Origin of the sequence: Campylobacter helveticus (assembly GCF_002080395.1) — a bacterium.
Taxonomy (GTDB): domain Bacteria; phylum Campylobacterota; class Campylobacteria; order Campylobacterales; family Campylobacteraceae; genus Campylobacter_D; species Campylobacter_D helveticus.
On record NZ_CP020478.1, the window covers coordinates 1339530 to 1363123 of the forward strand.

At 35.6% G+C, this 23594-nt stretch carries 22 protein-coding genes; 7 read left to right on the plus strand and 15 right to left on the minus strand.

Annotation, left to right across the window (positions count from 1 at the left end; all coding sequences use genetic code 11):
- Positions 1–36: 36 nt before the first annotated feature.
- The 10 genes from CHELV3228_RS07065 to CHELV3228_RS07110 all read right to left on the minus strand — a co-directional run bounded on the left by CHELV3228_RS07065 (position 37) and on the right by CHELV3228_RS07110 (position 9498).
- The gene (locus tag CHELV3228_RS07065; RefSeq protein WP_082200315.1) at positions 37–1002 is read right to left on the minus strand and encodes a transaldolase; all 966 of its coding nucleotides are present in this window, start codon (positions 1000–1002) and stop codon (positions 37–39) included.
- Entirely contained in the window at positions 1002–1625 is a 624-nt protein-coding gene (gene serB, locus CHELV3228_RS07070; RefSeq protein ID WP_082200316.1) for a phosphoserine phosphatase SerB, read from the minus strand. The genes CHELV3228_RS07065 and serB overlap by 1 nt, the downstream gene beginning before the upstream one ends.
- The gene (locus CHELV3228_RS07075) at positions 1625–2146 is read right to left on the minus strand and encodes a chemotaxis protein CheW (RefSeq protein WP_082200317.1); all 522 of its coding nucleotides are present in this window, start codon (positions 2144–2146) and stop codon (positions 1625–1627) included. Before CHELV3228_RS07075 ends, serB begins: the two co-directional genes overlap by 1 nt.
- Before the next feature lie 3 nt (positions 2147–2149).
- Positions 2150–4441 (minus strand): hybrid sensor histidine kinase/response regulator, encoded by a 2292-nt coding sequence (locus CHELV3228_RS07080; protein ID WP_082200318.1) that lies wholly within the window; start codon positions 4439–4441, stop codon positions 2150–2152.
- Positions 4442–4444: 3 nt separating this feature from the next.
- Positions 4445–5395 carry a chemotaxis protein gene (locus CHELV3228_RS07085; RefSeq protein WP_082200319.1) on the minus strand — a complete coding sequence of 317 codons (951 nt, stop codon included), beginning with the start codon at positions 5393–5395 and terminating at the stop codon, positions 4445–4447.
- Positions 5388–6128, minus strand: coding sequence for a UDP-2,3-diacylglucosamine diphosphatase (locus tag CHELV3228_RS07090; protein WP_082200320.1), 741 nt, complete (start codon positions 6126–6128; stop codon positions 5388–5390). The genes CHELV3228_RS07085 and CHELV3228_RS07090 overlap by 8 nt, the downstream gene beginning before the upstream one ends.
- On the minus strand, positions 6128–6613 hold the full coding sequence (gene greA / locus CHELV3228_RS07095; RefSeq protein ID WP_082200321.1) for a transcription elongation factor GreA: 486 nt from the start codon (positions 6611–6613) through the stop codon (positions 6128–6130). Before greA ends, CHELV3228_RS07090 begins: the two co-directional genes overlap by 1 nt.
- Before the next feature lie 9 nt (positions 6614–6622).
- Positions 6623–7732 carry a lipid-A-disaccharide synthase gene (lpxB, locus tag CHELV3228_RS07100; RefSeq protein WP_082200322.1) on the minus strand — a complete coding sequence of 370 codons (1110 nt, stop codon included), beginning with the start codon at positions 7730–7732 and terminating at the stop codon, positions 6623–6625.
- A 131-nt stretch (positions 7733–7863) separates the two neighbouring features.
- A complete protein-coding gene (locus CHELV3228_RS07105) occupies positions 7864–8604 on the minus strand; it encodes a hypothetical protein (protein ID WP_082200323.1) in 741 nt (246 codons plus the stop codon).
- 57 nt (positions 8605–8661) lie between these two features.
- Positions 8662–9498, minus strand: a complete 837-nt coding sequence (locus tag CHELV3228_RS07110; protein WP_082200324.1) for a DUF817 domain-containing protein — start codon at positions 9496–9498, stop codon at positions 8662–8664.
- 118 nt (positions 9499–9616) lie between these two features.
- Between CHELV3228_RS07110 and CHELV3228_RS07115 the strand changes: the two genes are divergently transcribed.
- From CHELV3228_RS07115 to argH, 7 genes are all read left to right on the plus strand, one after another.
- Positions 9617–9910 (plus strand): hypothetical protein, encoded by a 294-nt coding sequence (locus CHELV3228_RS07115; RefSeq protein WP_082200325.1) that lies wholly within the window; start codon positions 9617–9619, stop codon positions 9908–9910.
- Between the two features lie 143 nt (positions 9911–10053).
- Complete coding sequence (gene surE, locus CHELV3228_RS07120) at positions 10054–10824, plus strand: 5'/3'-nucleotidase SurE (protein ID WP_082200326.1); 771 nt, start codon at positions 10054–10056, stop codon at positions 10822–10824.
- 1 nt (position 10825) lies between these two features.
- Positions 10826–11479, plus strand: coding sequence for a tRNA threonylcarbamoyladenosine dehydratase (locus tag CHELV3228_RS07125; RefSeq protein WP_082200327.1), 654 nt, complete (start codon positions 10826–10828; stop codon positions 11477–11479).
- 94 nt (positions 11480–11573) lie between these two features.
- Entirely contained in the window at positions 11574–12908 is a 1335-nt protein-coding gene (locus CHELV3228_RS07130) for a sodium-dependent transporter (protein ID WP_082200328.1), read from the plus strand.
- A 76-nt stretch (positions 12909–12984) separates the two neighbouring features.
- Positions 12985–14751: a biotin/lipoyl-containing protein gene (locus tag CHELV3228_RS07135; RefSeq protein WP_082200329.1), complete on the plus strand. Its 1767-nt coding sequence runs from the start codon at positions 12985–12987 to the stop codon at positions 14749–14751.
- A 10-nt stretch (positions 14752–14761) separates the two neighbouring features.
- Positions 14762–16336, plus strand: a complete 1575-nt coding sequence (pckA, locus tag CHELV3228_RS07140) for a phosphoenolpyruvate carboxykinase (ATP) (protein WP_082200330.1) — start codon at positions 14762–14764, stop codon at positions 16334–16336.
- Positions 16336–17718 carry an argininosuccinate lyase gene (gene argH / locus CHELV3228_RS07145; protein WP_082200331.1) on the plus strand — a complete coding sequence of 461 codons (1383 nt, stop codon included), beginning with the start codon at positions 16336–16338 and terminating at the stop codon, positions 17716–17718. The genes pckA and argH overlap by 1 nt, the downstream gene beginning before the upstream one ends.
- A 6-nt stretch (positions 17719–17724) precedes the next feature.
- Here the strand turns inward: argH and CHELV3228_RS07150 are convergent, their stop codons facing one another.
- From CHELV3228_RS07150 to uvrB, 5 genes are read right to left on the minus strand one after another with little or no spacing between them, the layout of a single operon-like run.
- Positions 17725–18087, minus strand: coding sequence for a histidine triad nucleotide-binding protein (locus CHELV3228_RS07150; RefSeq protein WP_082200332.1), 363 nt, complete (start codon positions 18085–18087; stop codon positions 17725–17727).
- 11 nt (positions 18088–18098) lie between these two features.
- Entirely contained in the window at positions 18099–19526 is a 1428-nt protein-coding gene (locus tag CHELV3228_RS07155) for an anaerobic C4-dicarboxylate transporter (RefSeq protein WP_082200333.1), read from the minus strand.
- Between the two features lie 48 nt (positions 19527–19574).
- On the minus strand, positions 19575–21221 hold the full coding sequence (locus CHELV3228_RS07160) for an LTA synthase family protein (protein WP_244289595.1): 1647 nt from the start codon (positions 21219–21221) through the stop codon (positions 19575–19577).
- A gap of 50 nt (positions 21222–21271) precedes the next feature.
- Positions 21272–21520 carry a hypothetical protein gene (locus tag CHELV3228_RS10600; protein WP_027304115.1) on the minus strand — a complete coding sequence of 83 codons (249 nt, stop codon included), beginning with the start codon at positions 21518–21520 and terminating at the stop codon, positions 21272–21274.
- Positions 21521–21570: 50 nt separating this feature from the next.
- Positions 21571–23541 carry an excinuclease ABC subunit UvrB gene (uvrB, locus tag CHELV3228_RS07165; protein ID WP_082200776.1) on the minus strand — a complete coding sequence of 657 codons (1971 nt, stop codon included), beginning with the start codon at positions 23539–23541 and terminating at the stop codon, positions 21571–21573.
- Positions 23542–23594: the final 53 nt, after the last annotated feature.

Here is a 23594-nt window from a genome sequence, read left to right on the forward strand (position 1 = left end):
AATTATAATCTTAAAATCATTTAAAAACGCTTAATTTTACAACTTTGCCAACAAATCATCAAATTCAACGCAAAAATTCTTTAAAGCTCCATCGATTAAATACTGACAAGTCTCATCTAAAAGCTCTTTAGAAACCAAGTCATTAAGCTTTTCACAAAGTTTATCATCACTCAAAGCCTCTTTAAATTCTGCCTTACCATCAAAAGTTCTAAGAGCGTCCAAAGGGGCTGTATTTAATGCATTATCTAAATAAAGCTCCCTTATATAAAAATCCTTTGGTAAATCGTCTCCCTTTACTCCTGTGCTAGCAAATAACGCACGGATATTTGGCTCATTTTGTGCCATAATGTAATTGTAAGCCAAATTTGCATTCAAAATGCCTATTTTATTTGGCTCATTCACTCTTTCGTTTAAAATTCTATCCAAACGACTGACAAAAATGCTAATCACAGCCTTAGGTTCCCTAGCTTTTGAACTTGCCTGCTCTTTTCGAAAAGCCTTCAAACCCTCATTTAAAGCCTCAAAACATTCCCTGTTTTGTTTTTGAGAAAAAATGAGAGTAGCATTCACACTTATGCCACTTTTCATTAATTCATACATTACCTCGTAAGAAGCTTTTGTCGCTGGAATTTTCATCATAACATTAGCCCTTGCCATAGTGCTGTGCAGTCTTTTTGCCTCACCTATGCTAAGACTAGCATTATCATAAATTCTAGGGTCAATTTCAAGACTGATAAAGCCATCATCTCCCTTTTCAAATTTATAAGCCAACCTATCCGCAGCCTTGCAAATATCGCGCATCGCGATACTTTCATAAATTTCTTTAGGCTTTTTACCTTTCAATTTAGCAATTTTATCTTTATAAGCTGGAGTTAAAATCACATTTTTTAAAATGAGAGGATTAGAGGTTGCCCCATTAATTTTAGAATGAAGTAAAGTAACAAATTCATTATCCAAAAAATTATCCTCAACAAAATCACACCATAAAGAAAATTGTTTCATCACATTACCTTTATAATTTCCTTTAAATCTTTCACATCGATACACACACTAGCACTTGCTCTTAAAATTTCCTTGGCGCAAAAAGCGATTTTTAAGCCACTATGCTCAAACATCGCCAAATCATTTGCACCATCTCCTACGCACATTACTTCCTCTAAACTCAAATTTAAAAACTGCTTTAATCTTTCTAGCATTAATCCTTTGGAGTTAGAAAACATCATCTCTCCCCCCACAAGCCCTGTAAGTTTGCCATTTTTATGATGAAGATAATTTGCAAAACCAAGTTTAAATTTAAGTTTTTCCATAGCACAATCCACACCCTCGTGAAAACCGCCACTAAAAACTACACAAATAATATTTTTAGAATTTAAAAATTCAATCAATTCAAAACTGCCGTTCATTAAAGGTAAATTTTGACTCACCTTTAAAACATCAACACAAGACATACCTTTAAGCAAAGCTACCCTTTGATGAAGACTCTCAAAAAAATCAAGCTCACCGTTCATAGCTCTTTGGGTGATGGCTTTTACCTCATCACCCACACCATAAGCATTTGCTAAAATATCTATCGTTTCACCATCCATTAAAGTGGAATCAAAATCAAAAACACAAAGTTTTATCATTAAAATTCACGCTTTAATAAAGCTTCAACTTTCAAAATAGTAAGGATATTTTCGTCTCTTTTGCCTATACCATAAATCATACCCTTTTCTTTCGCTAAAGTTTCAGGTGGCGGGTCAATCTTGTTTCTATGAATTTTAATTGCTTCTGTGAGTCTATCTATCACAAAACCGGCATTTCCACCCACACCGCTACCATTTGTTTCTCCACGAAGCACGATATAACGCGTTTGTGGGGTCATTTTAGAACTCCCCAAATTAAAACGCTGGGCAAGGTCGATAAGTGGCATTACATTACCCCTCATATTAAATACGCCCAAAACATAATCAGGCACACTAGGCACTCTCGTAAATTCGATAGGCTTAATTATTTCTTGGATATTAAGAATGGGAATAGCATATTCCTCATCTCCAACCACAAAACCAACAAGTTGGACAATATCATCTTCTTTTCTAGTCTCATCACGATCGACCATTTGAGATTGTTGTCTTTGTAAGACCTGATTTAATTTTTCATTACTCATTTCTTATCCTAGTTTCAAATTTTTACGCACCACATTTTCCAAATATTCAGGAGAATAAGGCTTAGTAATATACTCAGTCATACCGACTTCCACGCCTCTTAAGCGGTCCGTCTTACTTGTCCTTGAAGTGACGGCTATAAGAGGAAGTTGGCGGTATTTAGAATATTTACGAATCTCACCTGCTAAAGTATAACCATCCATTCTTGGCATTTCAATATCGATAAGTATGGCATCTATCTCGTGTTCGCCCGATTTGACGATATTAAGAGCCTCAACGCCATTAGTTGCTTCAAGCAGACTGATACCAAGCGGCTCTAAAGCTTTTTGCATTAAAGTTCTATCCATCTTAGAATCATCAACGATTAAAACCTTATAATCGCTTGGTTGCTCCTTAGGCTTTTTAACGCTTGATTCAAGTTGAGCTTTGATATCGACCTTAATCTCTTTTGCTATATCCATCATAGCGCCAACATCAATAATGAGCGTAACCCTACCATCACCTCGTATAGTCGCACCTGCTATACCTTGGATATTTTGCAAATAATCACCCATCGATTTAATAACAATTTCTTCTTGCCCCACAAGGGTATCGACTATAATTCCAAGCTTAGACTCTGCCACACCTATAATAACAACATAAGTTTGATCCCCACTTTCAAGCACTTGCTTGACCCCAAAGACATCCGAAAGTCTCACAAGAGAAAGCACTTCTTCACGCAAGCGCAAGACATTTTTACCCTCTATTGTGTAAATATTATCAATAGGCACTCTAACAGTTTCAAGAACTGAAGCAAGTGGTATCGCATAAAATTCTTCTTGCGTTCCCACAAGCAAAGACTGGATAATTGCCAAAGTAAGAGGAATTTTAAGCTTAAAGGAACTTCCCTTACCCAGCTCACTATCTATCTCAATTACCCCGTTTAATTTTTCGATATTTGTCTTAACGACATCCATACCCACACCGCGACCGGACACATTTGTAACTTTCGCAGCGGTAGAGAAGCCCGGCTTGAAAATCAAGGTAAAAGCCTCTTTATCCGTCATTTGCCCTGCTTCTTTTTCAGTAATCAAATTCTTTTCAAGCGCTTTTATCTTAAGTTCATTTGCATCAAGTCCTTTACCATCATCGGTAATTTCAACAACGATATGATTGCCCTCGTTATATGCCTTAAGCTGCACCACCCCTCTTTCTGGTTTGCCATTTGCTTTACGCGTGGCTGGATCTTCAACGCCGTGGTCGCACGAATTCCTAATCATATGCATAATAGGATCACCTATCTCCTCAACAATAGACTTATCAAGCTCAGTTTCTTCACCTGTAATCTCAAGCTCAATCTGCTTTCCAAGCTCACGGCTTAAATCCCTAACAACGCGCGGAAATTTATTGAAAACCTTAGCAATAGGCTGCATTCTTGTTTTCATCACTGCAAGCTGCACATCGGTTGTGATGATACTTAATTGTGAAACGACTTGGTTTAATTCCTCAAGAAATTTCTCTCCCTCATAACGCTCTTCAACATCATCATAAATTTTTAGTAGGCGGTTTTTACCCAAAACAAGCTCACCAATTAAATTCATCAAATGGTCAAGTCTTTTAACCTCTACGCGTATAGTTTGGTCCATACCACCACCACTACCAGAAGCTGGAACTTTCTTTTCTGCACCTGCTTCAGTCGTAGGTTTAGGTGTGGCTACAGCTGCATTTTTCTTTTTCTGAGCACGCCTTGCTTGGTCTTCAGCCTTACGCACTTTAAGCAATCTTTCAATCTCCGCTTCAACTTCAGAATCGCTAAGCTGATTCACATCAACATCAGGTTCAACACTTGGCTCAGGTGTAGCTGGGACGACTTCCTCCTTAGGCTCCACTTTAGGCTCTTCGCTTACAGACGCAACTGCTGAAACATCGCCCTCTGAAATAGCTGTAAGTCTAGCACAAATAGGTTCTATATCCATACCTATGGCAGAATCATTGCCATTATCACGAATGGAATTCAACAAAGTTTTCATCCTGTCAATGGATTCTAAAACAACATCCATAATATCAGGAGTAATCTTAAGCTCACCGTGTCTTGCCTTGTTTAAAACATCTTCCATATGATGTGTTAATTTTGTCAAAACATCAAAATTTAAAAAGCTTGATGAACCTTTTACCGTGTGAGCAACGCGAAAAATTCTATTGAGCAACTCCAAATCCTCAGGATTAGACTCAAGCTCTACTAAATCATGGTCGATTTGCTCGACAAGCTCAAAAGCCTCAACTAAAAAGTCTTCAAGTATTTCTTGCATATCTTCCATATCTTACTCCTCTCCTTGTGCTTTCTTCAAAACGCGTGTTATCTCAGAGAAGAAATCACTTGCATTAAATTTCACCAAATAACCCTCTCCGCCGGCTTCTTTCACGCCTTTTTCATTCATAAATTCGTTTGATAAAGAAGAATTAAATATCAATGGAATTCCCTCAAACCTTTCATCTTCTTTTATGTGTGCAGCAAAATTGAAACCATCCATTTGTGGCATTTCAACATCGCTAATGATAATTTTAAGATTATCTTTTAAATTTTCTCCATAAACTTGGCTAAGTTCTTCAAGCTTATTAAGTCCCTCGACACCATCTTTTGCCTCAACAACGGTAAAGCCCATTTGTTGCATCATATCTTTTACACGCCTTCTAGCTGTCATACTATCATCTAAAATAAGTGCAATTCCGCTAAATTTCTCCGCCTCTCCTATCTCAAGCTCAGTCTTAGGTGCATAAATTCCCAAATCCTCAACCACACTTTCAAGGTCAAGTATAAGCAAAACTTCATCATTTTCTATGCGTGTAACACCCGTAATTTTTCCCTTATCCAAAGCTCCAGAACCCGAGGAAAAACTTGCTGGCTCTATATCTTTCCAATTAATACGGCGAATTCTTTTAGCTTCATGAACTATAAATCCAATAAGTATATTAGAAAACTCCGTAATAATAACCCTAGGCTTTAACAAAGCACTCTCAGGCTCGACAATTTGCATCCATTTAGCAAGATTAACCACAGGAATTACCACACCACGAAGGTCGAAAATTCCCTCAATATAATCAGGAACGCCAGGAAGCTCTGTAAGGTTAGGAATCTTAATGATTTCTCTGACCTTAGAGACATTTACCCCATAAATTCCCTCATAAATTTTCTCGTGTCCTTGCTTGAAGATACGGAAATCGACAAGCTCCATCTCATTTGAGCCCGTTTTCACAATATTTTCATCAAACATCTTGACCTCTCAATTTTTGTTTTTCGAATTTGACTTCTGGCAAAAATTCTACTACAAAAAAACTTCTCTCGTATGCAAAACTCGGCAAATTAAAATATTTCACCACACCTTCTTGCAAAAGCAAATTTTGATGGTAATGTCCCTCTACCACCCAAGCACCATTAGCTTGGTATTTTGCGTATCTTTCATAAGCTAAATTTTTAAAATTTGCAATGGAATAAAAAAGATTCTTTCTCTTTTGTCTCGCCAAGATACAATTTGTAATGCTTGAAAAAGTAAGAATATTAATAAAATTTAAAAAACGAAGCAAAAAAGGATTTCTCAAGCTTTTAAGTAAAAATTGCAAAAATGGATTTAAAAAAATATCTCCGTGTGCCAAAAAAAATTTCTCATCATTACCTTTACTCGTATGCAAAATTAAAGGTTGATTTTGTAGGCTTACAACTTGCACTTTTTTAAAAAATCTGTTTAAATTAAAATCGTGATTGCCCTCAAGATAATAAATTTCCATTTTTTCGCTTAATTTCTCAAGCAAATTGATATAGGGCATAGCAAAAGCATAACTTGCCTTTACCTCCCCCACCAACAAATCAAAAATATCCCCCATTAAAAAAAGCTGAGGCGTGTAAATTTCACCCTTTTCTAATGCTTGCAAAAAATCCCAAAAATATCTTCTTTCTTCATTTTCGTGGGCATCAGCCAAAAAAAATGCCCCATTTTTAAGCTCAAGCATTAAAATTTTAAAGGTTCATAAGTTATGCTAATAATCTCAAATTCGCTTTCTCCCTTAGGCAAACGCACTTTAAATTCATCGCCCTCTTTTTTTCCTAGCATTGCCCTTGCCAAAGGCGAAGCTATGGAGATATAGCCCTTTTCCAAATCACTCTCACAAGTGCCCACAAGAGTATATTTGCTTTCCTTCTCACTTTCTAAATCCATAATAACAACACTTGAGCCAAATTTTACACTATCGTGAGGATAGCTTGCGGGGTCGATAACCTGCGCTTTTGAAAGTATGCCTCCAAGCTCGGCTATGCGGCTTTCTATAAGAGCTTGCTTTTCTCTTGCTGCGTGGTATTCAGCGTTTTCTTTCAAATCACCGTGGCTTCTTGCTGTGTCTATCTCCACGACAACAGCCGGGCGTTGATTATCTTTTAAATCTTTTAATTCAGCACTTAATTTTTCAAAACCAAAATGACTCATCGCTTCTTTTTCCATAATCTTCCTTTAAATTTCGCTTAATATTTTTGCTAAATTTTTAGCACTTCCAAATTGCAAATATTCTTTTAAAAAGCTCACTTTAGCAAAAAAAGACTTATAAGCAAATTTATTATAAGCGTTTAAAAGATTTTCCACACTCACTTCATCTTGCAAAAATTCGGGATTTAGTGGCTCTTTTCCTGCAAAATCGCAAAAAATATTTGCAAGTCCTATGTGTTTTAATTTCACAAAAAGTTTTGCGATAAAAATATCAATCGCCTTTGCCTTATATGCTAAAACAAAAGGCGTTCCCACTAAAGCCGCTTCCAAAGTCGCCGTGCCACTGCAAATAAAAGCAAAATCGGCTCTTTTAAGCAGTTTGGGCGTATCGTTTTCTATCTTAAAGTCGCTTGTGTCGCCATAAAGGTGCATTTTGTTAAGATTAAAGGGTGGCACACAAAGCACTTTTTCACCTTGAAAATTTTTAGAAAGCTCCCTAAAAACAGGCATTAAACGCGTGATTTCGCTTTTTCTAGAACCCGGTAAAAAGGCGATAGTTTTTTCTTTTTCTTTTTTGCTTAAAATTTCTTGCATCGCTAAGGCGTCTTTAAATTCGCAAATTTCATCAAGTAAAGGATGCCCTACAAAAATACTTTTTGTGAAAAACTGCGAATCAAAGGGTAAAATGGACGCTAAAACATCAAAATGTTCTTCTATCACAGGAATTCGTCCCTTTTTCCACGCCCAAACCTGAGGCAAGATATAATAAATGCGTTTTGTTGTGGAATCTGCTTTTTTTAAGGCTTTTGCAAAGGGGATATTAAAAGCGGGCGAATCAATACAAAGCACGGCATTAAATTCCGCCTCCATCTCTTCACGCTCTAGGGCTAAATTTACAAGCTCTTTAATCGCTCTTTTTGCTTTAAAAATGAGAGGTAAAACCTCCACAAATCCCATAGCGCTAAACTCGTGTGAGCTGTAAAGTGGCTTGGACTCGAGCTTAAATTCCTCACACAAGCTTTCATCATAAATCCCACAAAGCTCAAATTCTCCATATTCTTTTTTATAGACTTTCAGCATTTCTTTTAAATGTAAATTTGCGGACGGCTCTAAAGCACAGACCAAAAAACTTTTCATTGTCGCTCCATAGAAATTTTTATATTTAATTTAGAATAAAATGCTTGTTTATAATTCATAAAAAACCCCTTGTAAAATGGATGTCTGTTTTATCTTTATTTGACTTAACCGAAGAAATTTAAAAAGGTGCATTATTCATCATCTTTAAAAACAGAAATATTTTCAATCGGGACAATTTTAGTGATATTTCTTTCACTTTTTAAGCCTTGTATGGTATCTGTAAAACGCACATAGGCAAATTTGCTATCTCTAAAAATGAGCTTTCCAACAACAAATTTTTGTTTATCTTTAAGATAAATTTCTACTCTATCCGCACTTAAACCTTTTGTTTTTAAAAAGCGCTCAAAGCCTATTTCAAAATTATTTGGAAATAAAATCGCACAATAGGTTAAAATCACAAAAGCTCCAAAAGTCAAAGCAAAAAAATGCTTAGGATTCTTATTTTCATAAAAGTGCAAACAAGCCCCAATAAAGACAAAATAAACAAAAACAATAATGCCGCAAAACACCAGCCATTTAGGATTAAACTCATTTTTATCAAACATAAAAATAAAAACACCAACAATAAGCAAAAGCCCAACGAGGCTATATTTAAAAAGAATGTCATTTTTATCTTTTTTATATACCAAATAATGCCCCACGACATTAAAAGGCAATGCCAAGAAGGCAAAAACCAAAAAATACACAAAGACGAAAAGAAAAATCCATAAATTATCAAAAGAAAGCAAGTCAAAAGAGAAAATTTCATTGACTCTCATATAACTTACAACAAAAATAAACAAGCACAAAATACAAAAACCCAGCGTAGAAAAAATGGTGATTTTAAGGTATTTTGGTGCGAAATCCATCCATTCAAAAAAATCTTTTTTCATCGTCTCTCACTTTAAATTAAATTCTTAAGGCTTTTATTCTACACAAACTATATAAATTTAATGCGCGATGTGTATGCGACTTTTAATATCTTTTAAAAATAAAGTAATCGTAAAAGTCATCACTATCACAAGACTCCAAGCGCCCCATTTTCCAAAGCTTACCAAAGCCCAAGCACCAAGCTGATTAGGATAGCGCCAAACACCTAGTAAAGTGCCTAAATTTTCAGCTAACCAAATAAAAAATCCCACTAAAACAAAACTAAGCAAAAGAGGCATTTTGCGTTCTCTATCAAGCGGAGTAAAGACAATTACACTCCTAGCATAAAGCCCTAGCAAAAAAGCTAAAATATAATACCTAAAATCATTAATGTAGTGATGTGAGAAAAAATTGATATAAATTAAAGATGAACTAAGCACTGCTAATACAAAGGGTGGATGATGGATAACTCGCATATTAAATAGCCTCCAAGCCTGAATCACATAACTTCCCACCGCCGCATACATAAAACCTGAAAATAAAGGCACACCCCAAATTTTCGTATAAGCAAAATCAGGATAAGCCCAAGAATGCACCACAGAAGTCTTAAAAGCCTCTAACATAAAGCCAAGAAAATGAAACAAGCAAATCGCCTTAAGCTCATCAAAACTTTCAAGCTTTAAAAACACCATTCCAATTTGCACAAGCACAGCGATTAACAAAAGTAAATCATAGCGATAAATTCCAAAAAGCCCTTCCTTTGGCACACAAAACATAGCGATGAAAAAAATCCCTGCGAACAAGCAAGCTCTAGCCTGTTTCACACCAAAAAACCAAAATTCAAGAATAAACCTCTTAAAACCGCCAATTTGCCTTTTTTGAAAATTAAACAAAATTACATCAAGTTTTCTTATCATCTTGGCATTTTAACAAAGTAGTATTAATTTGAAAGTATTATAATACCTTCTTGTTTTAAAACAAGATTTAAGGATTAAAAATGAAATATGTCTTAGTCTTAGCGATGACTTTAATTCATTGCCGCTTGTGCTTATCATACAAAATTTAGAAAGTTTAGAGCCTCGTAAAAGCACAAAAAATGATGTAAGAGCCATTCTTGGTGAGCCTAATTGCACCACAACTTATATTTTAGAAAGCAAAGAACCATGGTATGAAATGTGGGCTTACGATTTGTCAAAACGCAACCATTTTAATGGAAACAATTTCGGTAGCACAGGTAGCGGAACCATCATCTTTCATTTTGACCCACAAGGTCGTTTTATCCAATACTTCAAAGTCAAGGGTTGCTCAAATTGTGGAAACGATGACTAATTTTTCATTAAAATCATATCGCTAAAATTTTATCCACTTTAGCGGTATCAATTTAACCTCACTTTATTCATCATTTCTTCTACCACTTTCAATAATCCATTTATAAAAATTTTGCTAAAATTCGCTTTTTTGAAGGGGATTTAATGAAAGAAATTTTAATCACAAATGACGATGGATTTGAGAGTGAGGGGCTTAAAAAGCTTGTTAAAATGCTAAAAAAAGAATTTAAAGCTAAAATCACCATAGTCGCCCCAGCAACTGAAAAATCGGCTTGTTCGCACTCTATCACCCTAACCAAACCTTTGCGTTTTGTCAAAGTAGGCAAACGCTTTTACAAGCTTGATGATGGCACACCAGCAGATTGCGTCTATCTTGCTCTAGCCGCTCTTTATAAAAATAGGCTTCCGGACCTTGTCATAAGTGGGATAAATATGGGGGCAAATGTGGGCGAGGACATCACTTATTCAGGCACTTGTGCAGGAGCTATGGAGGCTGTTTTACAAGGGATTCCCGCCCTTGCACTTTCACATTTTTACAAGTCAAACGAAAAGGAAATTAATTTTAAAAATGCTCTAAATATCACAAAAGAGCTGATAAATAAAATCTTTAATCAAGGCTTTCCGCTAGATAAAAAAGAATTTTTAAATGTCAATTTTCCAAGCCCTAAAACCAAATTTCAAGGCATAAAAATTTGCAAAGCAGGAAAAAGGGTTTATAATTTTAAAGCCCACGCAAATACCAATCCCCGCGGTGTAGAATACTACTGGCTTGCAAGTGCAAATTTAGACTACGAAGATGAAAAAGATTCTGACATCGCCCTTTTAAAGCAAGGTTATGCGACCATCACGCCCATAATGCTTGATTTAACCGCTTATGAAAAAATGAAAAATCTTAAAAAATGGCTAAAGGACTAAAATGAACGATAGATTTACCCGCGTAAAATGGCTTGTAGGAAATGAAAATTTCGAAAAAATCGCTAAGACAAGAGTGCTAATTTTTGGACTAGGAGGAGTAGGAGGAATTTGCACCGACGCACTTTTTCGCACGGGTTTTACAAAGCTCACTTTAATCGACGCTGATAGCTTTGAAAATACCAATCTCAACCGCCAACTTCACAGCGAACACATAGGGGAAAAAAAGGCTAAGGTTTTTGAAAAAATTTACAATGCTAAGGGTATAGTTGCTAAGGTGGATGGAAATTTTTTAAATGAATTTGATTTAAGCGAATTTGATTTGATTATTGATGCGATTGATGATATACCTGCGAAAGTGGCTTTAGCGATGCGCGTGGATTTAAAACGCCAAATTTTTGTCTCAAGCACAGGTGGAGCGAGAAAACTTGACCCCACACGCATCAAGACGACGAGTATTTTTAAAACGCACGGCGATGCGTTAGCAAAAAAATTTCGTTATGAGCTTAGAAAAGCGGGCTTTAAAGGGGATTTTGATGTGGTATTTAGTGATGAAGAGGCAAAATGTAAAGATTTGGGCTCTTTTATGGGCGTTACAGCGTCTTTTGGTTTGGCTTTAGCAAGTTTAGCTTTAAGAAAAGTGTTGGATAAAAACTAAATTTTAAAAGCCTTGCTTAAAAATTGACATTTTAGTAAATCTTAAAACATTTTTTGTTTCAATTAAGAATTTATTTTAATCTTAAGGTTAGCAAATGAGTTCTAAATTCTCAAAAATAGGTTTTGTTTTGGCTGTGGCTGGTTCAGCTGTTGGGCTTGGAAATGCGTGGAAATTTCCAACTTTAGTAGGGCAAAATGGTGGCTCAGCTTTCGTTCTTTTATATCTTTTGCTAACTTTGGGTGTAGCTTTTGTCATTTTTTTAGCTGAACTTAGCATAGGAAAACTAAGCGAAAAAGACCCTGTTAATGGCTACAAAACTCTCGCCCCAAGTAATAAAAATGCCTGGTCTATGGCTGGCTTTACGATGTTAGCAGCGATTTTAATCGTCTCTTTTTATAGCCTTGTGATAGGTTGGATTATCAAATATATGTATTTTAGCATTAGTGGAAATTTAAGCCTCACTTTGGAGGAAAGCAAAAAGCAGTTTGACACTCTTTTACTGAATGATTTTACTAGTCAATTTATCTGCTTTACTCTTGTCTTTTTCATCGTCTTTTATGTAGTTTCAAAAGGTGTTAAAAATGGCATTGAAAAACTTAATGTATGGATGATGCCGACCTTATTTATACTTCTTGTTTTAATGCTTCTTTATGCTCTAAGCAGAGGGGGTGGCTTTATGGATGCTATGCAGTTTCTCTTCGTGCCTGATTTTTCAAAAATTACCGGCGATTCTGTTTTGGAAGCTTTAGCCCTTGCCTTTTTTAGTCTGTCTTTGGGTGTTGGCACTATCATAACTTATTCTGCTAGTTTGCCGGATAAAACAAACTTTATCACAAGCACACTTAACATTATCCTTATCAACATACTTATTGGGCTTATGATGGGGCTAATAGTTTTTACCTTCATCTTTGAATTTGGTGCAAATCCAAATCAAGCCGGTCCGGGACTTATCTTTATCTCACTTACCACACTTTTTGCTAAACTTGGTGTCATAGGACACATACTTGGAGCCGCCTTTTTTCTCTCTTTAATTTTTGCAGGTATTACCTCAGCAATTTCTATGATAGAGCCTTTTGCGTTTTATCTTATTAATACCTACAAAATGAGCCGCAAGAATGCTTTAATTTTAATAGGAATTATCGTTTATGTTTTAGGAAATTTGTGCATTTTATCGACACTTAGTGCAACTGAATTTAAGATTTTTGAAATGAGCTTTTTTGATGTGCTTGATAAACTTACAAGTAAAATTATTATGCCTTTAGGTGGAATTTTAGCCGCGATTTTTGTGGGCTTTGTAATGAAAAAAAGGGCGCTAGAAATTTTATTTCAACCTTATATGAGTGGGATATTTTTCAAGATATGGTATTTCTTTTTAAGATTTATCTCGCCTTTAGCCGTAATTGTCATCGTTATTAACGCTTTTCGATAAAAAATAATTTTAAATTCTTAGCGTTAAAAATTAAATTGTAAAATTCTTGTAAATATTTGAATTTTGAAGGACAATTATGGCAAAAAAATTCATAGATGTGATGGACACAAGCTTTAGAGACGGCTTTCAGTCTGTTTATGGGGCAAGAGTTTTGATGGAAGATTTTTTCCCAGCACTTGAAGCGGCAAAAGAAGCAGGGATTAAACATTTTGAATTTGGCGGTGGGGCGCGTTTTCAAAGCCTTTATTTTTATCTCAACGAAGATGCTTTTTTGATGATGGATAAATTCCGCAAAATCGTGGGAGAAGAAGCAAATTTACAAACTCTTTCAAGGGGGATTAATACCGTAACCCTAGATACAGGAAGTCGTGAGCTTATCGATTTACACGCAAAGCTTTTTGCTAAACACGGCACAACAACGATAAGGAATTTTGACGCTTTAAATGATGTGAATAATCTTAAATTCAGCGGAGAATGTATCACAAAACACGGCTTAAAACACGAGATAGTCATCACGCTTATGGATTTACCGCCAAATTGTTTTGGGGCGCACGATGTTGCCTTTTATGAAAGAATTTTAAGAGAAATTTTAGTCGCAGAAATTCCTTTTTCAAGCCTTTGTTTTAAGGACGCAAGTGGCACATCTAACCCTGAAAAAATTTATCAAACCATCAAAATGGCAAGAAGCATTTTGCCAAGCCAAACACACATAAGACTTCACACGCACGAAACTGCTGGAGTTAGCATAGCGTGCTATTTGGCTGCACTTGAAGCTGGAGCTGATGGAATAGACTTAGCCGCCGCACCTGTAAGTGGGGGGACTTCTCAGCCTGATATTTTAACGATGATGCACGCAATTAAAGGGAAAAATTACGATTTTGGTTTGGATTTGGAAAAAATTTTAAAATATGAAGAAGTGTTTAAAGAATGTATGAGTAATTATTTCTTACCGCCCGAATCGACTATGGTAAGCCCACTTATCCCATTTTCACCTATGCCCGGCGGAGCTTTAACGGCAAATACGCAAATGATGAGGGACAATAATATCTTAGATAAATTCCCAGAAGTTATCAAAGCAATGCGTGAGGTTGTGGAAAAAGGGGGATTTGGCACTTCCGTAACACCCGTTTCGCAATTTTATTTCCAACAAGCTTTTAACAATGTAATGTTTGGCAAATGGAAAAAAATAGCTGATGGCTATGGCAAAATGGTGTTAGGCTATTTTGGAAAAACTCCAGTCTCACCCGATGAAGAAATTGTCAAACTTGCCGCAGAACAATTAAAATTAGAACCCACCACAGAACTAGCAGTTGATTTAGCTGATAAAGATGAAAGCAAAAGTTTAACCTACATCAAAACGCTTTTAGAAAAAGAGGGCTTGGAGACAAGTGAGGAAAATATTTTTATCGCTGGAGCTTGTAAAGAAAAGGGTATAGCCTTTCTAAAAGGTGAAGCTAAAGTTAATGTGCGAAAACTTAGCACTATGCCAAAACCAATTAGTGCAGATGAAAATAAATTTACAGTTTCAGTCAATGGCAATAAATATCATGTCGAACTTCACGCAGGGTTTGATAAAGATGTCAATGTCAAAAATATTCAAAAAATCCCTCAAAATGAAATACCAAATGAAAATGCCATTGAAGCTGGAATTTCTGGCAATGTCTTTAAAATTCTCGTCAAAGAAAATGATGCAATAAAAGCTGGGCAAGTTGTGATGATTTTAGAGGCAATGAAAATGGAAATAGAGGTGCAAGCCACAAAAGACGGCACAATAGAACAAATTTGCGTTCAAACAGGTGATGCGGTAAGTGAGGGTAGCGCCCTTGCGATTTATAAAGATTAAAGGAAAAATAATGAAAAACATAGAAAATTTAGGATTAGAAAATGTCAAAGAGGTATTTTACAATCTAAGTTACGAAGAACTTTTTTTACACGAAACGCAAAATAAAGAAGGCGAATGCACTCAAAATGGAACTTTTAGTGTCGATACGGGAATTTTTACAGGAAGAAGCCCTAAGGATAAATATTTTGTCAAGCAAGACCCTTCGCAAAAATACCTTGCTTGGGGCAAAGTCAATCAACCCATCAGCAAAGAGCTTTTTGATAAGCTTTTAAACAAAGCCAAAAAGGCACTAAGCGGAAAAAATATCTACATACAAGATGCGTATTGTGGGGCAAGTCTTAAAAGTCGCAAGGCAGTGCGTTTTGTAACAGAAATTGCGTGGCAAGCACATTTTGTAAAAAATATGTTCATAAGACCAAAGCAAGAAGAGCTAGGAAATTTTAAACCTGATTTTGTGGTTTATAATGCTTGCAAATGTGTCAATGAAAACTATAAAGAAGATGGTTTAAATTCCGAAGTTTTTGTGATTTTCAATATTGAAGAAAATGTCGCTGTTATCGGCGGCACTTGGTATGGTGGCGAGATGAAAAAAGGAATTTTTTCAATGATGAATTACTGGCTACCTTTAGAAAACAAGCTTTCGATGCATTGTAGTGCGAATGTTGGTGAAAAAGGTGATGTTGCTTTATTTTTTGGATTAAGCGGCACAGGGAAAACCACGCTTTCAACAGACCCTAAACGCAAATTAATAGGTGATGATGAGCACGGCTGGGATGAAGAGGGTGTGTTTAATTTTGAGGGTGGTTGCTATGCTAAGACTATCAATCTTGACCCAAATAATGAACCTGAAATTTACGCAGCTATTAAGAAAAATGCGCTTTTAGAAAATGTCGTTTTAAAAGCGGATAAAAGCGTTGATTATGCAGACGCTTCTAAAACGGAAAATACTAGAGTTTCTTACCCTATCGAACATATCATTAACCACGAGCCAAGCTTAAAAGCTGGACATCCGCAAAACATCATATTTTTGAGTGCCGATGCTTTTGGAGTATTGCCTCCCGTTAGCAAATTAAGTCCCGAGCAAGCGATGTATTATTTTTTAAGTGGTTACACGGCTAAAGTTGCAGGAACTGAACGCGGCATCACAGAGCCTCAAGCAACTTTTTCTGCTTGTTTTGGTGAGCCTTTTATGCCACTACACCCTACAGTTTATGCGCGTTTGTTGGGAGAAAAAATTCAAAAACATAAGGTTAATGTCTATCTTGTCAATACAGGCTGGAGTGGCGGAAGCTACGGCGTTGGAAAAAGAATGAGTATTAAGGCAACTAGGACTTGCATTAATGCAATTTTAGACGGCAGTATAGAAAAATGTGAATTTGAAAACCTAGAAATTTTTAATCTTGCTGTGCCAAAATCTTTAGAAGGTGTAGAAACAAAACTTTTAAATCCTATCAACACTTGGGAGGATAAGAACGCCTATTTAGCAATGCGAGATAAATTAGCCAAAATGTTCATGGAGAATTTTAAACGCTACGAAGATGTAAAAGAAGGCGTAGAATTTAGTAAATTTGGACCTACAATCTAATGAAAAATCAAATGTGGTCTGGACGCTTTAGTGGTGTTAGCGATGAGCTTTTGAAAGAATTTAACGCGAGTTTAAATATCGATAAAGAGCTTTTTAAACAAGACATAAAAGGCTCAATAGCACACGCTAGTATGCTTAAGCATTGTGGAATTTTAAATCAAAATGAACTTGATGCCATTTTAAAGGGTTTAAAACAAGTCAAAAGTGAAATTCAAAACGGCGATTTTGTTTTCAACATCGATGATGAAGATATTCATATGGCTGTGGAGAAACGCTTAAGCGAAATCATAGGCAAGGAAATAGGCGGTAAACTCCACACGGCAAGAAGTAGAAACGACCAAGTGGCAACAGATTTTAAACTTTTTGTTAAAGAAAGTCTGCTTGAACTCGAGCTTTTACTAAAAGAACTTATCCTTACCCTCATCGCACACGCAAAAGAGCATAAAAAGAGTATTATGCCCTCTTTTACACATCTTCAACACGCTCAACCTATAAGCTTTTCTTTTTGGATTTTAAGTTACGCCTTTATGTTTAAACGCGATATTTTAAGACTTAGAAATTCACTTGAATTAGCCGATGAGTGTCCTCTTGGAAGCTGTGCTTGTGCGGGGACAAGCTATAAAACAGACAGGGCTTTAAGTGCAAATTTACTTGGCTTTAAAAAACCGATGCAAAATGCTATGGATGGAGTGAGTGATAGAGATTTTGCTTTAGATTTGCTTTATGATATTGCTGTGATTTTTACGCATACCTCAAGACTTTGCGAAGAGCTAATACTCTTTTCAAGCTCCGAATTTAACTTTATCGCTATAAGCGATAGTTTTTCTACGGGAAGCTCCATAATGCCTCAAAAGAAAAATCCTGATGTATGTGAGCTAATACGCGGTAAAACAGGGCGTGTTTATGGAAATTTAATCGCTCTTTTAACCACGATGAAAGCCTTGCCTTTAGCTTATAATAAAGATATGCAAGAAGATAAAGAGGGTGTTTTTGACAGCGTAAAAACAGCCAAAAAATCGCTCATTATTCTCAACGCTATGCTTAAAGAAATGCAAGTTAAAAAAGAAAATTTACTTAAAGCTTGTCAAAATGGACATTTGTTGGCTACTGATTTAGCGGATTATTTAGTAAGAGAGAAAAATATCCCTTTTAGAGAGGCGCATTTTATCGTAGGAAAGGTTGTAGCTTACGCAGAAAATAAGGGGATTGATATTAGCGAAATTGAAAATTTAACTGAAATTGACAATGTTTTTGACAAAGAAGCGATGAAAATCTTAGATTTTGAACATTCCTTAAATTCTAAACAAAGCGAAGGTTCAAGCTCCATTTCGAGTATAGAAAAACAAATCGAAAATTTAGAAGACTTTTTAAAGGCAAAATAATTGCCTTTAAAAGAGTGTTTGCTGGTTGGTTTTATCTTTATTCTTTGAAAGTTCAAAACCACCCAAAATGTGAAAATGCAGATGAAAAACTTCTTGTCCGCTATTTTCACCACAATTGCTTACCAAACGATAGCCACTTTTATCTAAGCCCAAAAGCGTGGCTAATTCTTGTATAAAACGAGTCATTTTAGCCATAAGCTCTGGCTCAAATTCTTGAAAATCCCTAAAATGTTTTTTAGGGATAACTAGAATATGAATCGGTGCTTTTGGATTAATATCGTGAAAGGCGAGAAAATCATTATCTTCTAAAACCTTATTGCAAGGTATTTTGCCCTCAACGATAAGCTCAAAAATCGTCTTTTCTCGCATTACTCACCCCCTTAAGCTATATATCCAGCGGCTAAAGCTAGGAAATATCCAGCTATACAAGAGGTGATTACGCCGATTAAGCCAGGGATTATAAAGCTATGATTGATGACAAATTTGCCAATTTTTGTTGTGCCTGAGCGGTCAAATTGTATGGTTGCCAAATCACTTGGATAAGTTGGCAAGATATAGTAGCCATAACAAGCAGCCGCAAAGGCGACAATAATACCAGGCTCCACGCCAATACCTAAAGCCAAAGGCACAAAAGCAGCGATTGCCGCAGCTTGAGAATTAACAAATTTAGAGATTAAAAGCAACATAATCGCATAAGTCCAAGGATATTCTTTTACCACATCACCAAGCGCAGCCTTCATCATAGGTGTATGCACCGCAAACATCGTATCCGCCATCCAAGAAATTCCAAATACCGCAACAAGGGCTATCATACCTGATTTGAAAATTTCATTAGAAGCGATTTTCTTTGCCTCTGTTTTTGTAAAAATAATAATTAAAGAACCAGCAATAAGCATAAACATCTGAATCACAGCAACCATTGAAAGCGTGTTCATTTTAGGATTTCCCAAAGCATCTGTTTGAGGAATGCCATTTTTTATCACTTGTCCCCAATTTGGTCTTAAATTATCAAATATCCCAAGTAATGCCACTAAAGCAATCGCTCCTAAAAATATCCACATCGCCGCCCAACAACTTGTATTAAGCTTAACTCCTAGTAGAGTTTTACTATCGCCATAAACATATTGTTTAAATTCTGGGTCTTTAAGTTTATTTTGAAACTCTTCATCTTTATCTAAATCTTTACCCCTAAACCAAGAAAAAATTCCCACACACAATACGCCAAATAAAGTGCTAGGAATGGTGATTTGAAGAAGATTAATGTAGCCATCAAAGCCGGCTAATTTATTATCCGCATTTAAAAGTAAAGCGGTTAAAGAAACCACAGCCACGCTCACAGGTGAGGCGATAATTCCCATTTGAGAACTTATAGAAGCAGCAGCCATAGGGCGTTCTGGGCGAATTCCATTTTTAATAGCAATGTCATAAATAATAGGCATTATAGTATAAACGACATGTCCCGTTCCGCAAAGTATGGTTAAAAAACAGGTTACAAAAGGTGCCAAAATCGTTAGAAATTTAGGATTGCGTCTTAAAATGCGTTCTGCAATTTGAAGCATAACATCAAGCCCACCACTTGCTTGCAAGGTTGCACTTGCTACAACTACGGCTAAAATGGTTAGCATTACATCAATGGCAGGTTTTCCCGGCTTAATGTGAAAAGCAAAAACTAACATTAAAATACCTATGCCACCGAGCAAACCAAGAGCGATGCCGCCTTTTTTTGCTCCGTAAAATAGACAAATCAATACAACGATGATTTGTATGAGAAACTGAGTGCTCTCATTAAGACTTGTTAAAAAGTCCATAAAAACTCCTTTTAATGAAATAAACTTTTAATTATATCTAAATTTTTATTAAATATCATCTTTTAATCTTAAGCTAAGCTGATAAAACATCAAAGAGTGATAAGACTTTGCGAATTTTTTATGGTAATCATCAAGCTCAAAAGCCTCATTTGTATCTTTTAAGGTGGTATTATTTTCATAAAAATAACCCTTAGTATTTTCTAAAGGATACACGCCAAAATTATCCGCCCAAACGACTTCATTAAAAGCAAATTCAAGTTTTTCATCGCTAGGAGCGGCTAATAAATTTCGACCACCTAAACTATAATAAGTCGTCTCGCTTAAACTTAACCCATAAAGCGTAGGAAAAATGTCCTTGTGAGAGGCAAGGCGGTATTTATCATAATAAAGATTTTTTTGATAATTTTGAGGCACATAAAGATAAAATGGAACACTATAAGCAAAGGCTTTTTCTTTCTCAAAGTCTATTTTCATATCTCTTACTCTGTGGTCTCCTGTGGCGGCGATGATGATTTTATCTTTTAAATCACTTGCTTTTATTTTACTTACAAATTTGCCAAATTCACTATTAGCGTAAGCATAATTATTAAGATTTTCATAGGTATTTTTAGGAAGTTTTTCATTAATTTTTCCGCTTAAATTTGCCTTAGAAATGCTTTCATAAACTTTAGGGTAAGGAGGGTGATTACTCGTGCTAAGGGCGATGATAAGCAGAGGTTTTTCTGCCCCTTTAAAAAGCTCATAAGCCTTATAATACATATACTCATCTAAAATTCCATAAGCTGTTTTTTGGGCGTTTGGATAGTCTTTAAGTAAGCTTATAGAATCTATGACCTTGATTTTTTGCCCCTCTAAAAAAGTGCCAAGCCCAAACCAAGAACGATTCCCTGAAGTAAGAAAAATGACCTCATAGCCCTGCTTTGTAAAAGGCTCGGTTGGATTTTGCGTTAAATTTGTTTTTAAATATTTGCTTTTTGTTAAAATAATAGGACTATTAAAATAGAGATAAAAAAGCGAAGGTGCAGTCCCATTTGCTGCGCTTAAAAATCTTTCAAAAACAAAATCCTCCTTAAAATGCTTCTCAAGCTCTCCTAAAAGATTAAGCTCTAAGCTATGAAATTCTAAAGCATTATTCGCAAAACTTTCCATAAGATTAACAAAAATATGCGGTTTATTTTGGGGATTATAAGGCGTTGTGGCAAAAAGAGAAAAAAGTTCTTTTTGTAAAGCCAAACCCTCCTCCTCGCTAATATAAGGAAGTTCTTGAAGCTCTTTTGAGGCTTTTCTTGCCCAAGAAAAAGCCATAATAGGATTAAGTGCAGTATCGTTAATCACTTCCAAATTTGCAAAGCGATAATTTCTTTCGTTCATAAAAACATGATGATTAACTCCTCTTAAAGCTATAATGTAAATACCTATTAAAAGCAAATTAACAAAAATAAAACTTATAGGTTTTAATTTTAGGGGTTTAAAAGGGCTTTTAAGAATTCGATTATTAAGTAAAAAGCAAAAAATACTTATCAAAATCAAAGCAAAAATTCCACTAAAAAGCGGATAATCCTTATAAATGATGCTAAAAATTGTTCCTAAATTCTCATTTAAAACACTAAAGATAAAAAGATCAATCTTGCTTTTATACATTTCATAATAATAATACTTTATAAAAGAAAAAGCCACGCAAAGCAAAGCTATCAAAGCGATATAAAATGAAGAAAAGATGGAGTAAAATTTAACAATTTGAACCCTTACCCCCCCCCCCCCTTAATTTTTAATAATGGGGCAAAATAGCTCAAAAATCCGCACAAAAGTAAGGGTAAAAACGCCGCACTTAAAAAACGCACATCGTGATAGCTTCCAAAAAGATACATTTTTAAAAGTTCTATTTTATCGGCACTTTGTGGGATAAAAGCAAGATGCATTAAAACACGCGTAAGATTAGAAATGACAATAAAAATTGCACTAAAAATAAGAATTTGAAGTAAAACTTTTCTCATTTGCTTTCCTCATAATGAAAATAAGATTCGCAGTATAGCAAAAAACTAAATTACAAATCCTTAAGCTTTTTAATCTCATCTCTTAAAGCTGCAGCCTTCTCAAATTCCAAATTTTTAGCCGCTTCAAGCATTTCTTTACGCAGTTCTTTTACTATTTTTGCTCTTTCACTTGCTGGCATTTTTTCAAATTTTGCACCTTTTCTATAAATTTCTCCCAAATCTTCATTTTTAAGGCTTTCTTCTAAATTTCTCTTCACTGAAGTTGGTGTGATTTTATGCTTTTTATTATATTTTTCTTGGAGTTTGCGGCGTTCATTTGTTGTATCTATGGCTTCTTGCATTGATTTTGTGATTTTTTGACAAAAAAGCAAAACCTTGCCATTGACATTTCTAGCAGCTCTTCCCATCGTCTGTATCAGGCTTGTGGTGCTACGCAAAAAGCCCTCTTTATCCGCATCCATTACAGCTATAAGTGAAACTTCGGGCAGGTCAAGCCCCTCTCTTAGTAAATTAATGCCTATAAGCATATCAAATTCCCCGCTCCTAAGCCCCCTTATAATCTCATTTCGCTCAATCGCATCAATGTCTGAGTGCATATATTTAACCTTAAGTCCAAGCTCTAAATAGTATCTACTAAGCTCTTCAGCTAACTTTTTTGTAAGCACCGTAACTAAAATTCGCTCATTTCTTGCTATGACTTTTTTAGCTTCATCATAAAGAATTTCCACTTGATTACCACTATCTTTTAACTCAATGATAGGGTCAAGCAAACCCGTAGGACGCATAATTTGATGAAAGATATTTTTCCCACTTAGCTCAAGTTCTAAAGGTGCTGGCGTTGCAGAAACAAAAAGAAATTGACAATTTTTTTCTATAAATTCATCAAACATTAAGGGACGATTATCAAGGGCGGAGGGCAAACGAAAGCCATAATCAACCAAAGTTTGCTTTCTACTTCTATCCCCAGCAAACATTCCACGAAACTGGGGTAAAGACACATGACTTTCATCAACGATGACTAAAAAAGGGCGTTTTTTAATAGCATAATAATCAAAAAGCGTGTAAGGCGTTTGTCCTTCTTTAAGCCCTGTTAAGTGCCTCGCATAATTTTCCACGCCCTTACACATACCCGTGCTTTGCAACATTTCAAGGTCAAATTCCACCCTTTGCTTAAGGCGTTGATACTCCACAAGCTTGTTTTCATTTTCAAAATAAGCAAGGCGAGAATTTAGCTCCTCTTTTATCTCTTTTATCGCTTCTTTAAGTCTTGCCTCTCCTACGCTAAACTGGCTTGTAGGGTATAAAATAAAGCGTTTTAAATCCTTTGTTTTTTTATTTTCTAAAATATTATAATGATAAATTCTCTCCAAATCATCACCAAAAAACTCAAGCCTCACCACTTCATCTTCATAATAAGCAGGGTAAATATCCACCAAATCGCCATTAACACGAAAATCTGCCCTATCAAAAAAATTATCATTGCGTTTATAGCCCATATCTACAAGCTTTTTAAGCAAATCTTTTTGAGAAATTTGCATATTTTCCTCAAAAATCAAAACCATCCCCTCATACTCGCTAGGATTTCCTAAGCCATAATTTGCCGAAACCGAAGCGATACAAACCACATCTTCGTAGCTTAAAAGCGAAGCTGTGGCACTTAAACGGAGTCTTTCTAAGTCTTCATTAGTCGAGCTATCTTTTTCGATAAAAACATCAGTGCGTGGGATATAAGCTTCTGGCTGGTAATAATCATAATAGGAGATAAAATATTCAATATGATTGTGTGGGAAAAAACTTTTAAATTCGCTAAAAAGCTGAGCACAAAGGCTTTTATTATGACTCATAATTAAAGTAGGCATAGCAAGTTCTTTAATCACATTTGCCATTGTAAAGGTCTTACCACTACCCGTAACGCCGAGTAAGGTTTGATATTTATGCCCAGCTTTAATACTTTTAATTATACCTTCAATCGCTTCTTTTTGGTCAAAACTTGGCTTAAATTCGCTTTGCAGTTGAAACATCTCACACCCTAAAAATAAAGCAAAATTGTAGAAAAAAAAACTAAAATAAAAAT

What these genes read in the sequence shown, in the direction of transcription:
- CHELV3228_RS07065 (WP_082200315.1), bottom strand. Translation starts at nt 1,002, where the DNA reads ATGAAACAATTTTCTTTATGGTGTGATTTTGTTGAGGATAATTTTTTG.
- serB (WP_082200316.1), bottom strand. Translation starts at nt 1,625, where the DNA reads ATGATAAAACTTTGTGTTTTTGATTTTGATTCCACTTTAATGGATGGT.
- CHELV3228_RS07075 (WP_082200317.1), bottom strand. Translation starts at nt 2,146, where the DNA reads ATGAGTAATGAAAAATTAAATCAGGTCTTACAAAGACAACAATCTCAA.
- CHELV3228_RS07080 (WP_082200318.1), bottom strand. Translation starts at nt 4,441, where the DNA reads ATGGAAGATATGCAAGAAATACTTGAAGACTTTTTAGTTGAGGCTTTT.
- CHELV3228_RS07085 (WP_082200319.1), bottom strand. Translation starts at nt 5,395, where the DNA reads ATGTTTGATGAAAATATTGTGAAAACGGGCTCAAATGAGATGGAGCTT.
- CHELV3228_RS07090 (WP_082200320.1), bottom strand. Translation starts at nt 6,128, where the DNA reads ATGCTTGAGCTTAAAAATGGGGCATTTTTTTTGGCTGATGCCCACGAA.
- greA (WP_082200321.1), bottom strand. Translation starts at nt 6,613, where the DNA reads ATGGAAAAAGAAGCGATGAGTCATTTTGGTTTTGAAAAATTAAGTGCT.
- lpxB (WP_082200322.1), bottom strand. Translation starts at nt 7,732, where the DNA reads ATGAAAAGTTTTTTGGTCTGTGCTTTAGAGCCGTCCGCAAATTTACAT.
- CHELV3228_RS07105 (WP_082200323.1), bottom strand. Translation starts at nt 8,604, where the DNA reads ATGAAAAAAGATTTTTTTGAATGGATGGATTTCGCACCAAAATACCTT.
- CHELV3228_RS07110 (WP_082200324.1), bottom strand. Translation starts at nt 9,498, where the DNA reads ATGATAAGAAAACTTGATGTAATTTTGTTTAATTTTCAAAAAAGGCAA.
- surE (WP_082200326.1), top strand. Translation starts at nt 10,054, where the DNA reads ATGAAAGAAATTTTAATCACAAATGACGATGGATTTGAGAGTGAGGGG.
- CHELV3228_RS07125 (WP_082200327.1), top strand. Translation starts at nt 10,826, where the DNA reads ATGAACGATAGATTTACCCGCGTAAAATGGCTTGTAGGAAATGAAAAT.
- CHELV3228_RS07130 (WP_082200328.1), top strand. Translation starts at nt 11,574, where the DNA reads ATGAGTTCTAAATTCTCAAAAATAGGTTTTGTTTTGGCTGTGGCTGGT.
- CHELV3228_RS07135 (WP_082200329.1), top strand. Translation starts at nt 12,985, where the DNA reads ATGGCAAAAAAATTCATAGATGTGATGGACACAAGCTTTAGAGACGGC.
- pckA (WP_082200330.1), top strand. Translation starts at nt 14,762, where the DNA reads ATGAAAAACATAGAAAATTTAGGATTAGAAAATGTCAAAGAGGTATTT.
- argH (WP_082200331.1), top strand. Translation starts at nt 16,336, where the DNA reads ATGAAAAATCAAATGTGGTCTGGACGCTTTAGTGGTGTTAGCGATGAG.
- CHELV3228_RS07150 (WP_082200332.1), bottom strand. Translation starts at nt 18,087, where the DNA reads ATGCGAGAAAAGACGATTTTTGAGCTTATCGTTGAGGGCAAAATACCT.
- CHELV3228_RS07155 (WP_082200333.1), bottom strand. Translation starts at nt 19,526, where the DNA reads ATGGACTTTTTAACAAGTCTTAATGAGAGCACTCAGTTTCTCATACAA.
- CHELV3228_RS10600 (WP_027304115.1), bottom strand. Translation starts at nt 21,520, where the DNA reads ATGAGAAAAGTTTTACTTCAAATTCTTATTTTTAGTGCAATTTTTATT.
- uvrB (WP_082200776.1), bottom strand. Translation starts at nt 23,541, where the DNA reads ATGTTTCAACTGCAAAGCGAATTTAAGCCAAGTTTTGACCAAAAAGAA.